Origin of the sequence: Burkholderia sp. ABCPW 14, assembly GCF_001523835.1 — a bacterium.
Classification (GTDB): Bacteria; Pseudomonadota; Gammaproteobacteria; order Burkholderiales; family Burkholderiaceae; genus Burkholderia; species Burkholderia mayonis.
In genome coordinates this window covers 61,785-74,288 of sequence record NZ_LOVS01000098.1, presented here as the reverse complement: position 1 = coordinate 74,288, position 12,504 = coordinate 61,785, and the positions used below count along the sequence as shown (strand labels likewise).

Here is a 12,504-nt window from a genome sequence, read left to right as displayed (position 1 = left end):
GCCGTTGTGCGGCCTCTTAGGTTTGTGTAGACTCAAGCGATGGCGCTGACTTCCCTGATCTCCCCGGTCTTGAAACCCCACGGCAATGAAGCCCGTGCGGGTACGCGCGCCATTCTCGTCGGCAAAATCATCATCATCACGAAAACGATCACGAAAATCTGATCGTCGTCCGTCGTGCCCGCCTGTTTCCCCGCGCGGTCGCGCCGGGGACGGAAAAGGCGGGGAAGCTCCAGCAAAGGGTGAGTCATGAACGTAGGTCTCGTAGGTTGGCGCGGCATGGTCGGCAGCGTGCTGATGCAGCGCATGCAGGAAGAAGGCGATTTCGATCTGATCGAGCCGGTGTTTTTCAGCACCAGCAACGCGGGCGGCAAGGCGCCGTCATTCGCGAAAAACGAGACCACGCTCAAGGATGCGACGAGCATCGACGACCTGAAGAAATGCGACGTCGTCATCACGTGCCAGGGCGGGGACTACACGAACGACGTGTTCCCGAAGCTGCGCGCGGCCGGCTGGAACGGCTACTGGATCGACGCGGCGTCGTCGCTGCGGATGAAGGACGATGCGGTGATCGTCCTCGATCCCGTGAACCTCGACGTGATCAAGGACGCGCTCGTCAAGGGCACGAAGAACTTCATCGGCGGCAACTGCACGGTCAGCCTGATGCTGATGGCGCTGGGCGGCCTGTTTCGCGAGAACCTCGTCGACTGGATGACGGCGATGACGTACCAGGCCGCGTCGGGCGCGGGCGCGCAGAACATGCGTGAACTGCTCGCGCAGATGGGCGCGCTGAACGGTGCGGTTCAGGCGCAGCTCGCCGATCCGGCTTCGGCGATTCTCGACATCGACCGCCGCGTGCTCGCCGCGATGAACGGCGACGCGATGCCGACGAGCCAGTTCGGCGTGCCGCTCGCGGGCTCGCTGATTCCGTGGATCGACAAGGATCTCGGCAACGGGATGTCGAAAGAAGAATGGAAGGGCGGCGCGGAAACCAACAAGATTCTCGGCAAGCCGGCGATGGGCGAGCCGGGCTCGATCCCGGTCGACGGCCTGTGCGTGCGGATCGGCGCGATGCGCTGCCACTCGCAGGCGCTCACGATCAAGCTGAAGAAGGATGTACCGCTCGACGAGGTCAACGGCATTCTCGCGTCGGCGAACGACTGGGTGAAGGTCGTGCCGAACGAGCGCGAAGCGTCGATGCGCGATCTGTCGCCCGCCGTCGTGACGGGCACGCTGTCGGTGCCGGTCGGCCGGCTGCGCAAGCTCGCCATGGGTGGCGAATACCTGTCGGCATTTACCGTCGGCGACCAATTGTTGTGGGGCGCGGCCGAGCCGCTGCGCCGGATGCTGCGCATTCTGCTCGACAAGTAAAGTAAACTACGCGATTACGACGCGTACACAACCCGAAAGCGTCGCGTTTCACGCGACGCTTTTTTATTTGCGGTCCGATTTTGTCTCATTCCAAACGCGAACCCAGGCCGCGTAATGCCGCGGCGACCAAGCCGATGACGCTTCGATTCCTTTCTTCTACGACGATCTCTGACGGCCGTTCGTCCGCGCGACGCGCTGTCGCGGCCGCCGTCCTCGTACTTGCCGGCGCGACCGTCGCGCACGCGGCGCCGGATGCGGCGAGCGCCGCGGCGGGCGACCAGGCCGCGCCGCTCACGATCACCGTGCGACCCGGCCAGTCACTCAACGACATCGCCGTCGCCGTCACGCAATCGCACGATCCTGCCGTGCTGGCCCGCGCGGGCCGCGCGCTCTTCGATGCGAATCCGCAGGCGTTCATGAAGCGCGATCCGAGCCGCTTGAAGATCGGCGCGCAATTGGCGGTGCCGACGCTCGATGTGACAGGCGCGGCGGCCGGTGCGGCCGCGAGCGGCGCCGCGGCGAGCGGTGCGGCTTCGGCTTCGGCGGCGGGCGCGGCGTCGCATGCGGTCGCGTCGGCGGCAACGGCTGCGGCTTCGCATCCGGCGGCGACGTCGATGTCGACGGCGTCGCACGCCGCGGCGGCGCTTGCGGCTTCCGCTGCCGCCGGGACGGCGTCGAGCGCGAACGGCGCATCGGCACCCGGCGCCGCTTCGACGCATGCGCCGTCCGCAGCCGCGCAGGCGGCGGCTCCCGCGGCATCGTCCAGTGTCGGCGGTCCGCACGTCTGGAGCGGTTCGATTCAGCAAGCCCCCGCCGCCGCGAGCGGCGCGTCGGCGGCCGGCGCGGAAGCGTTGCTCGTTCCTGGCGCCGCGAATCTGGCGCTGTCGGGTTCGTCGGCGCAGGTGGCGACGGGCGCGTCGCAAGCGCGGCCGTCGAGCCTGCAGCAACTGCTCGCGCTGAAGAATCGCGTGTTGATGGAACTGCAGAAGCACGGGATCGGCAAGTCTGCCGCGAACGGCGCGCTGACGACGCCCGCTCCGGTGGCCGGACGCGCGCAGAAGCCGCAAGCGAGCGCCGTGGCGGGCGCGGCGGCGTCCGCCGCGTCCGGCTCGGAGGTGGCCGGTTCCGAGGCGGCGGCGACGGTCGAATCGACGACGAGCGCCGCTTCCGCGCCTGCCGTGACGCCGCCCGTGAGCGCCGCGTCGCGCACCGCGGTGCCGCAACTGCCGTTCAATTCGGGGGCTGCGATCGCGGTTGGCGCGGCCGTCGTGGCGTTGATCGCGGGCTTCGCGCTGCGTCGGCGCAAGAGGCGGCCGCCTGCCGACGCGATCGAGCCGGGCGCGTTCACGCCGGCGCCGGCGCTCGATCCGGATGCGGTCGCCGCCATTGCCGGTGCGCCGGCCGCGGCGGATTCGGCGGATACGGCGGCGGAAGAGACGCGCGAAGCAGGCGGGCAAGCTGCAACGGCTGCTGCGCATCACGAGTCGCCGATCGCGCCGCCCGATGAAGCGAAGACTGTGCCGACGAAGGCCGAATCGACGATTGCCCAATCGAAGTCGGCGCTTGAGATCGAGCCGGACAGCGCGGCGACTCGTGAACCGCAAACGCCGCCCGTCGAGCCATTGACGCTGAAGATGCCGCAGCCGGACGAGCGAAACGGCGCGCCGCGCGTGCCCGAATCGGACGACGCGCGGTCCAGTGTTCCGCAGACCGGCGCGAAGCCCGCGCCGTACGCGTGGCGCCAGGCATTTCCGCGCGATGCGATCTCGGCGCTCGACAGCCTCGATATGCCGCTGCCACCCCGCGCGTCGAATTCGGACGATGTGGACCGAACGGCGGAATCGCGGCATGCCGAGCCGGCCGGTTCGGGTTCGGTGCAAAGTGCAACTAACGGTCAAGTCGCCGCGCGCCAGCCGACTGGCGTGGAAGATACGCGTGAAGTGGGAACTCATGGCGAAGCAACGCCAGGGGCGGATCGTGATGGGGGCGAATCGCTTCGCGACGAAGCGCCCGTGGCCCGCCCGTGGGCGGCCGAGCCGCATCAGGCGACGCCGCCGAGCGGAGCCGAACAGGGTGAAGCGGCGGCACCGGTGGCCGGATCGCCCGCGATCGAATCGCAATCGGAGGGGCCGCGCAGGCAGGATGCGTCGGAGGCCGAATCCCGGGCATTTGCGGCGGGAGCGGGCGGATCGGGGGCGGGCGCGTCTCAGGCCGCCGCATCCGGCGCGGCGCAGCCGCTGACGTCGACCGAAGCTACGCCGCACGCGGACGAGCCGCCGCAAACTGCGCCGCAGCAGGCCGGCGACGCATCGCCGCAGGCCGCCGCGCCGCACGAAGCGGGTACGCCTGGCGTCGCACTGCCGTCTGCGCCGTCTGCGCCGTCTGCGCATGCCGAGCCGCCGTTGGCTGCGCCGCAGCCCGGCGCATCGTTCGCCGCACAGTCGCCCGCCGCTCCGAGCCGCGAGCCGGCCGCACCGTCCCCGAACCTGCCGCCGCTCGGCGTCGCGCAATTCGGCGCGCTGAACCTCGATTTCGACCTCGATCTGCCGACCGGCCCGAGCGCGTCGCTGCCGGCGTTCACGCCCGAAGCGCTCGCGAAGATCGCGCGCAACAAGCTCGAACTCGCGTCCGAATACGTCGAGCTCGGCGACCTCGCCGGCGCGCGCACGCTGCTGCACGAAGTGATCGAAGCCGGTCACGCCGACACGCGCGACGAAGCGCACGTGATGCTCGCCAAACTGGCCGATCTGTCGTGATGAGAATCGCACTCGGCATTCAGTACGACGGCGCGGCGTTCTGCGGTTGGCAGTCGCAGCCGCACGGCAAGACCGTCCAGGACGCGCTCGAGCGGGCGCTCGCCGAATTCGCGCAGACATCGCTGCACACGACGGTCGCGGGCCGCACCGATACGGGCGTGCACGGCCTCGGCCAGGTCGTCCATTTCGATACGGAGCTCGACCGCGCGGACTTCTCGTGGGTGCGCGGCACGAACGCGTTCCTGCCATCCACGGTTTCCGTGCAATGGGCGAAGCCGATGCCGGACACGTTTCACGCGCGCTTCGCCGCGTTCGAGCGCACCTATTACTACGCGCTCTACGTGCATCCGGTGCGCTCGCCGATGCTCGCCGGGCGCGCGGGCTGGGTTCACATGCCGCTCGACGTCGACGCGATGCGCGACGCCGCCGAATATCTCGTCGGCGAGCACGATTTCTCGGCGTTTCGCTCGTCCGAGTGCCAGGCGAAGTCGCCGATCAAGCATCTGTACCAGATCGGCATCCGTCCCGACGGCGATTTCATCCATTTCCGCTTCCGCGCGAACGCGTTCCTGCACCACATGGTGCGCAACCTGATGGGTTGCCTCGTCGCGGTGGGGCGCGGCCGCTACCCGGCGTCGTGGCTCGCGGAAGTGCTCGACAGCCGCGATCGCGATTGCGCGGCGCCGACTTTCATGCCCGAAGGGCTCTATCTTGCGAACGTCGGCTATCCGGCCGAATTCGCGGTGCCGCCCGCGCAACTCGGCAGCGTGCCGTGGAGCAGCGTGTGGGCCGATCTGGACGGACGACCATGATGACCGATACGACGAACGATGCGCCGTTCGCAGACGCGCACCACGAAGCCGAGCGCGCCGCGCCGCCGCCGCGCACGCGGATCAAGCTCTGCGGGCTGTCGCGGCCCGGCGATGTCGACTGGGCGGCCGAGCTCGGCGCCGACGCGATCGGTCTCGTGTTCTATCCGAAGAGCCCGCGCGCGGTGACGATCGAGCAGGCGGCCGAGCTCGCGAAGCGCGTGCCGCCGTTCGTGTCGGTCGTCGGATTGTTCGTCAATCCGACCGCGGACGAGATCGCGCGCGTCGCGAGCGAAGTGCCGCTGTCGCTGCTGCAATTCCACGGCGACGAGACGCCCGAGCAGTGCGCGGCGCTCGCCGCCGCCGCGCGGCTGCCGTGGCTGCGCGCGTTGCGCGTGGGCATGGCGACTCGGCCGGCCGATTTGGTAGAATCGGCGCTTCACTATTCCGCAGCCCGCGGTCTCTTGTTCGACACCCTCGTCGAGCACTATGGCGGCAGCGGCAAGGTCTTCGATTGGTCACTTATTCCAGCAGAGCTCGCGCGTCGGGCCGTTTTGAGTGGTGGGTTGAACGCGCAAAACGTCGGTGATGCGATCCGTCAGGTGCGTCCGTTCGCGGTCGATGTCTCGAGCGGCATCGAAACGCCGGGCGCAAAGGGCGTGAAGGATCGCGCCCGCATGGCGGCGTTCGTGCGCGCAGTGCGCGAAGCGGACGCCGGGTGATGCCAGCCCGCGCGGCGGGCGCCGGAAACGAGAATCCGGACGCCGCGCGGTCGAACCGAGAGTGACGTCATGTACAACCTCCCCGATGATCGCGGCCATTTCGGCCCATATGGCGGCGTGTTCGTCGCCGAAACGCTGATTCACGCGCTCGACGAGCTGCGTGCCGCGTACGAGAAATTCAAGAACGATCCCGACTTCGTCGCCGAGTACGAACGCGAACTGAAGCACTTCGTCGGCCGTCCGTCGCCGATCTATCACGCGCAGCGCTGGAGCGAGATGCTCGGCGGCGCGCAGATCTACCTGAAGCGCGAAGACCTGAACCACACGGGCGCGCACAAGGTGAACAACGTGATCGGCCAGGCGCTGCTCGCGAAGCGGATGGGCAAGAAGCGCGTGATCGCCGAGACGGGCGCGGGCCAGCACGGCGTCGCGACCGCGACGATCGCCGCGCGCTTCGGCATGGAGTGCATCGTCTACATGGGCGCCGAGGACGTGCGCCGGCAGGCCGCGAACGTCTACCGGATGAAGCTGCTCGGCGCGACCGTCGTGCCCGTCGAATCCGGCTCGCGCACGCTGAAGGACGCGCTCAACGAAGCGATGCGCGACTGGGTCACGAACATCGAGAACACGTTCTACATCATCGGCACGGTCGCGGGCCCGCATCCGTACCCGATGATGGTGCGCGACTTCCAGCGCGTGATCGGCGACGAATGCAAGGTGCAGATGCCCGAGCTCGCCGGCCGGCAGCCGGACGCGGTGATCGCCTGCGTCGGCGGCGGCTCGAACGCGATGGGCATCTTCTATCCGTACATCGACGACGCGGCCGTCCAGCTGATCGGCGTCGAGGCGGCGGGCGACGGGCTCGACACCGGCCATCACGCGGCGTCGCTGATCGGCGGCAGCCCGGGCGTCCTGCACGGCAACCGCACGTACCTGCTGCAGGACGACGACGGCCAGATCATCGAGACGCATTCGGTGTCGGCGGGGCTCGACTATCCGGGCGTCGGCCCGGAGCACGCATGGCTCAAGGACAGCGGCCGCGCGCAGTACGTCGGCATTACCGACGTCGAGGCGCTGAAGGCGTTCCACGAGTGCTGCCGGATCGAGGGCATCATCCCGGCGCTCGAGTCGAGCCACGCGATCGCCTATGCGACGAAGCTCGCGCCGACGCTGCCGAACGACAAGATCCTGCTCGTCAACCTGTCGGGCCGGGGTGACAAGGACATGCACACGGTCGCCGAGCGATCGGGCATCGCGCTCTGAACCCCGACCGATGCGCGACCTGATCGAAGAGCCGGGGGGCGGCGCGGCGAGCGAAGCGGAAGCGGTTCCGGCCGCCTGCGCGCTGCCCGCCGGCATCGCATTGCACAACCGCGATTTCCTGACCGAAGCCGCGAGCCTGCCGGACGCGTCGATCGACCTGATCGTCGCCGATCCGCCGTACGGGCTCGGCAAGGACTACGGCAACGACTCGGACAAGCGCTCGGGCGACGAGCATCTCGCGTGGACGCGCGAATGGCTCGATCTCGCGATTCCGAAGCTCAAGTCCAGCGGCTCGATGTACGTGTTCTGCACGTGGCAGTACGCGCCCGAGATCTTCAGTTTCCTGAAGACGAAGCTCACGATGGTCAACGAGATCATCTGGGACCGGCGCGTGCCGAGCATGGGCGGCACGACGCGCCGCTTCACGTCGGTGCACGACAACATCGGCTTTTTCGCGGTGTCGAAAGGCTATTACTTCGATCTCGATCCGGTCCGCATCCCGTACGACGCCGATACGAAGAAAGCGCGCTCGCGCAAGCTGTTCGAAGGCAGCAAGTGGCTGGAGATGGGCTACAACCCGAAGGACGTCTGGTCCGTGTCGCGCCTGCACCGCCAGCATGCGGAGCGGGTCGACCATCCGACCCAGAAGCCGCTGGAGATCGTCGAGCGGATGGTGCTCGCGAGTTGCCCGCCGGGCGGCCGCGTGCTCGACCCGTTCATGGGCAGCGGCACGACCGCGGTGGCCTGCGCGCGGCAGCGGCGCGACTTCGTCGGCTACGAGATCAACGAAAGCTATTGCGCGATCGCGCGCGAGCGCGTGACGGCGCTGGTGGCGCCGACCGGCGCTTGAGTCGCGCCGCGTGCGCGATAGCGAACGTTGCTTGCATGGGACCGAAGTAAGCGCTGAAGCGCTAACTCCGGATCGACAGCTTTGCATGGGACCGGAGTAAGCGCTGAAGCGCTAACTCCGGATCGACAGCTTTGCATGGGACCGGAGTAAGCGCTGAAGCGCTAACTCCGGATCGACATAGGAAAAAGTCATGTCCCGTATTCAGAATACTTTTGCCGCACTCGCCGCCCAAGGGCGCAAAGGGCTGATCCCGTTCATCACCGCGGGCGATCCCGATCCGGCGAAGACAGTCGAGCTGATGCACGCGCTCGCCGAAGGCGGCGCCGACGTGATCGAGCTCGGCGTGCCGTTCTCCGATCCGATGGCGGACGGTCCCGTGATCCAGCGCTCGTCCGAGCGCGCGCTCGAGAAGGGCGTGACGCTCCACAGCGTGCTCGACGACGTGAAGCGCTTCCGCGAGCGCGATGCGAAGACGCCCGTCGTGCTGATGGGCTACGCGAACCCGATCGAGCGAATGGGCGAGGACGCGTTCGCGGCGGCCGCGCGCGACGCGGGCGTCGACGGCGTGCTCGTCGTCGACTATCCGCCCGAGGAAGCGCACGATTTCGCCGCGAAGATGCGCGCGGCGGGCATCGATCCGATCTTCCTGCTCGCGCCGACGTCGACCGACGACCGGATCGCCGCAGTCGGCCACGTGGCGAGCGGCTACGTCTACTATGTGTCGCTCAAGGGCGTGACCGGCGCGGGAAATCTGGATGTTTCGAGCATTGCGGGTAAAATCCCCGCCATCAAGGCGCGCGTGCCGCTCCCCGTCGGGGTCGGTTTCGGCATCCGCGACGCCGCGACGGCGCGCGCGGTGGCCGAGGTGGCGGACGCGGTCGTGATCGGCAGCCGCCTCGTGCAATTGCTTGAGCAGGCCGCGCCGGAAAACGCCGCCGCCGAGCTCAAGGGGTTCGTGGCCGAGCTGCGCGCCGCGATCGACGGCGCAGGCAAGCCGTCCGCGTAAGCGACGCGCGAGAAGTCAACACATAGCTGACGGCGGGCCCGGGTGCAGACCGCCCGGCCCGCCACCGAACAGGAAACCATACGATGAGCTGGCTCGACAAACTGTTGCCGCCGAAGATCAAGCAGACCGATCCGAAAAGCCGCAAGGGGATTCCCGAGGGCCTGTGGGTCAAGTGCCCGTCGTGCGAAGCGGTGCTGTACCGCAACGACGTCGACGCGAATCAGCACGTGTGCCCGAAGTGCGATCACCACATGCGGATCGGCGCGCGCGAGCGCCTCGACGCGCTGCTCGATTCGGAAGGCCGCTACGAGATCGGACAGGAGATCGTCCCGGTCGATTCGCTGAAGTTCAAGGACAGCCGCAAGTATCCGGATCGTCTGAAGGAAGCGATGGAGGAGACGGGCGAGACCGACGCGATGGTCGTGATGGGCGGCGCGATCCGCACGCTGCCCGTCGTCGCCGCGTGCTTCGAGTTCTCGTTCATGGGCGGCTCGATGGGCTCGGTCGTCGGCGAGCGCTTTGCGCGCGGCGCGCAGAACGCGCTCGAGCAGCAGGTGCCGTTCATCTGCTTCACCGCCTCGGGCGGCGCGCGGATGCAGGAAAGCCTGCTGTCGCTGATGCAGATGGCGAAGACCACCGCGATGCTGACGAAGCTCTCCGAGGCGAAGCTGCCGTTCATCTCGGTGCTGACCGATCCGACGATGGGCGGCGTGTCGGCGAGCTTCGCGTTCCTCGGCGATGTCGTGATCGCCGAGCCGAAGGCGCTGATCGGCTTCGCCGGCCCGCGCGTGATCGAGCAGACGGTCCGCGAGAAGCTGCCGGAAGGCTTCCAGCGCGCCGAGTTCCTGCTGACGACGGGCGCGATCGACATGATCGTCGACCGCCGCAAGATGCGCGACGAGATCGCCCAGTTGCTCGCGCTGCTGCAGCGCCAGCCGGCCGACGCGCTGGCTTGACGGCCACGCGCGTGATAGCACGACCGCGCGTCGCTCGGCTTGCGCCGAGCGGCGCGTTTGTTTTTTTGGCGTATTCGCTTTGATTCGCTTTGATTCGCTTTGAATTCGATGAGCACTTTTTCCACTCTCGACGCGTGGCTCTCGCACCTCGAACGCGCGCATCCCGTCGGCATCGACATGGGCCTGACCCGCATCGGCAAGGTGAAGGACGCGCTGACGCTCCAGTTCGCGTGCCCGGTGATCACGGTCGGCGGCACGAACGGCAAGGGCTCGACCTGCGCGTTCCTCGAGACGATTCTCGTGCGCGCGGGCTATAAGGTCGGCTGCCACACGTCGCCGCATCTGCTGCGCTTCAACGAGCGCGCGCGCATCGATGGGCGAATCGTCGAAGACGACGAGCTGCTGCCGCACTTCGAGGCGGTCGAGGCGGCGCGCACGAGCCTGCCGGAACCGGTGTCGCTCACATACTTCGAATTCACGACGCTCGCGATCATGCACCTGTTCGCGTCGCGCGGGCTCGACGCGGTAATCCTCGAAGTGGGGCTCGGCGGCCGGCTCGACGCGGTCAACGTGATCGATACCGATTGCGCGATCGTGACGAGCATCGACGTCGACCACATCGAATATCTCGGCGACACCCGCGAGAAGATCGCGTTCGAGAAGGCGGGCATCTTCCGTCCGGGCAAGCCCGCGATCTGCGGCGACCCGACGCCGCCGCAGACGCTCGTCGATCACGCGGCGGCGGTCGGCGCGGATCTGTGGCTCGTCGGGCGCGACTTCCGCTTCGCGACGCAGCCGGGCAGCGAGCGCCAGCAATGGGCCTACGTCGGCCGCGACAAGCGCTATCCGGCGCTCGCGTATCCGGCGCTGCGCGGCGCGAACCAGTTGCTCAACGCGTCGGCCGCGCTCGCCGCGCTCGAGGCGCTGCGCGAGAAGCTGCCCGTGTCCGCGCAGGACATCCGGCTCGGGCTCGCGAACGTCGAGCTGCCGGGGCGCTTCCAGGTGCTGCCCGGCAAGCCGCTCGTGCTGCTCGACGTCGCGCACAACCCGCACGCGGCCGCGGTGCTCGCACAGAATCTCGACGGCATGGGCTACTACCCGTACACGTACGCGGTGTTCGGCGCGATGGCCGACAAGGATCTCGCCGGGATCGTCGAGCGGCTGAAGGGCTCGATCGACCACTGGCATCTGACCGATCTGCCGCTGCCGCGCGCGGCGTCGGCCGAGGTGCTCGAGCGCGTGCTGCGCGGCGCGGGCGTCGAAAATGGCGCGCAACATAGCGTCGCGCGTCACGCGACGCCGGCCGATGCGTTCCTCGATGCGCTAAAAAGCGCATCCGACAATGATAGAATCGTGGTTTTCGGTAGCTTCTACACGGTAGCGGGCGTGATGCCCGTCGTGGACCGCCGCCATGACCACTGACTGACGAGTAGCTTCGGGTTCAGCCATACATGGGAATTTTCTCGTTCGGCAAGAAAGATGACGACGCGCCGCAAAGGCGCGGGTCGCGGTCCGGCGCCCGGACCGTGCGCACCGAACGCGTGGAGCGCCGGCCGCGCCGCACCGAGCGGCCCGACACCGACGCACTGCTGCTCGATCCGACCCTTCCTGAAAAACAACGCGCGCGTCGGCGCCTCGTCGGCGCGATCGCGCTCGTCGTCGCCGCGGTGATCGTGCTGCCGATGGTGCTCGATTCGCATCCGAAGCCCGTCACCGACGACGTCGCGATCGACATCCCGAGCCGTCCGTCGCACGAGGCGGCCGCCGCGAACGACGAAGACGCGTCGGATGTCCAGGCGGGCGTCGCACACGACGAGCCGCCCGCGTCCGGGGCTGTCGCGGCGGCGAGCGTCGCGCCGGCGCCCGCCGCGGCCGCGAAGTCGGACGCTCAGGAAGCCAGGAAGACGCAAACCGCCGCCGCGAAGGCGCCGAGCGCCGCGCAGAAGCCGGCCGTGGCGCCGCCGCGGGACACCGCCGCAGCGGCTCGCACGCCGGCCGCGACGGCATCGGCCGACGGCGGCGACGCATCGTCGTCGCCCGCCTCGCCGCCCGGCGCGCGCTTCGCGCTGCAGCTCGGCGCGTTCCGCGACGACTCGACCGCCCGCACCTGGGCGACAAAGTTGAAGGCGGCGGGGGTGCCTGCCTATGTCGAGCATCGCAAGCAGGCCGACGGCAGTACGGCTACACTGTTGCGCGCGGGACCGTTCGCCGATCGCGCGGCCGCGTCCGCCGCGATCGCGAAGGTGCGCGAAGCGGGCCTCGCGCAGTAACGGGCGATGCTGACTGCTTTCGATTACGCCGTCCTGCTGGTGATCGGTCTGTCGGCGCTGCGCGGCGCATGGCGCGGCTTCGTCGGCGAGATCTTCGGCCTGATCGGCTGGATCGCCGCATTTTTGATCGCGTGCCGCTTCGTCGGCGTCGTGCTGCCTTACGTTCCGGCGACTTGGCCGGGCGGCGCGCTGACCCAATGGGTGATCGCGTTCGCGTTGATCGTCATCGGCGTCGTGCTCGTCGCGGGCGTTGCGAACGCGCTGTTGTCGCGGATCGCGCAGGCGACGGGCCTGGGCGGCGTCGACCGGTCGCTCGGCATGATGTTCGGCCTCGTGCGCGGCGTGCTGCTCGTGGTGCTGCTCGTCGCCGCGGCCGGCCTGACCGAGCTGCCGAAACAGGATTTCTGGCGCGACGCGTTGCTGCGTCCGTTCGCCGAACAGGGCGTGCGCGAGCTGAAGCCGCTCTTGCCCGACGGGCTCGCCGCGTACATTCACGTCTGATCG

General features: G+C 68.5%; 12 protein-coding genes. 11 read left to right on the top strand and 1 reads right to left on the bottom strand.

Annotated features, from left to right (window positions below):
- Window positions 1-32: 32 nt before the first annotated feature.
- Window positions 33-248, bottom strand: a complete 216-nt coding sequence (locus tag WS62_RS14720; RefSeq protein ID WP_066571864.1) for a 3-isopropylmalate dehydrogenase — start codon at window positions 246-248, stop codon at window positions 33-35.
- Between WS62_RS14720 and asd the strand changes: the two genes are divergently transcribed.
- From asd to WS62_RS14665, 11 genes are all read left to right on the top strand, one after another.
- Entirely contained in the window at window positions 247-1,368 is a 1,122-nt protein-coding gene (gene asd, locus WS62_RS14715) for an aspartate-semialdehyde dehydrogenase (protein ID WP_066571862.1), read from the top strand. The two genes, WS62_RS14720 and asd, sit on opposite strands and share 2 nt — an antisense overlap.
- Window positions 1,369-1,502: 134 nt before the next feature.
- A complete protein-coding gene (locus WS62_RS14710) occupies window positions 1,503-4,124 on the top strand; it encodes a FimV/HubP family polar landmark protein (RefSeq protein WP_066571860.1) in 2,622 nt (873 codons plus the stop codon).
- A complete protein-coding gene (gene truA / locus WS62_RS14705; RefSeq protein WP_066571858.1) occupies window positions 4,124-4,936 on the top strand; it encodes a tRNA pseudouridine(38-40) synthase TruA in 813 nt (270 codons plus the stop codon). The genes WS62_RS14710 and truA overlap by 1 nt, the downstream gene beginning before the upstream one ends.
- Window positions 4,933-5,655, top strand: coding sequence for a phosphoribosylanthranilate isomerase (locus WS62_RS14700; protein WP_066571854.1), 723 nt, complete (start codon window positions 4,933-4,935; stop codon window positions 5,653-5,655). The genes truA and WS62_RS14700 overlap by 4 nt, the downstream gene beginning before the upstream one ends.
- Window positions 5,656-5,724: 69 nt before the next feature.
- Entirely contained in the window at window positions 5,725-6,918 is a 1,194-nt protein-coding gene (gene trpB / locus WS62_RS14695; protein ID WP_066571853.1) for a tryptophan synthase subunit beta, read from the top strand.
- A gap of 10 nt (window positions 6,919-6,928) precedes the next feature.
- Entirely contained in the window at window positions 6,929-7,768 is an 840-nt protein-coding gene (locus WS62_RS14690) for a DNA-methyltransferase (protein WP_066571851.1), read from the top strand.
- 190 nt (window positions 7,769-7,958) lie between these two features.
- Window positions 7,959-8,774 (top strand): tryptophan synthase subunit alpha, encoded by an 816-nt coding sequence (gene trpA, locus WS62_RS14685; protein ID WP_066571849.1) that lies wholly within the window; start codon window positions 7,959-7,961, stop codon window positions 8,772-8,774.
- 83 nt (window positions 8,775-8,857) lie between these two features.
- Window positions 8,858-9,730 (top strand): acetyl-CoA carboxylase, carboxyltransferase subunit beta, encoded by an 873-nt coding sequence (accD, locus tag WS62_RS14680; protein ID WP_059472835.1) that lies wholly within the window; start codon window positions 8,858-8,860, stop codon window positions 9,728-9,730.
- Window positions 9,731-9,838: 108 nt separating this feature from the next.
- Entirely contained in the window at window positions 9,839-11,152 is a 1,314-nt protein-coding gene (folC, locus tag WS62_RS14675; protein ID WP_066571981.1) for a bifunctional tetrahydrofolate synthase/dihydrofolate synthase, read from the top strand.
- Window positions 11,153-11,181: 29 nt separating this feature from the next.
- Window positions 11,182-12,000 (top strand): SPOR domain-containing protein, encoded by an 819-nt coding sequence (locus WS62_RS14670; protein WP_066571847.1) that lies wholly within the window; start codon window positions 11,182-11,184, stop codon window positions 11,998-12,000.
- Window positions 12,001-12,006: 6 nt separating this feature from the next.
- The gene (locus tag WS62_RS14665) at window positions 12,007-12,501 is read left to right on the top strand and encodes a CvpA family protein (protein WP_066571846.1); all 495 of its coding nucleotides are present in this window, start codon (window positions 12,007-12,009) and stop codon (window positions 12,499-12,501) included.
- Window positions 12,502-12,504 lie beyond the last annotated feature (3 nt).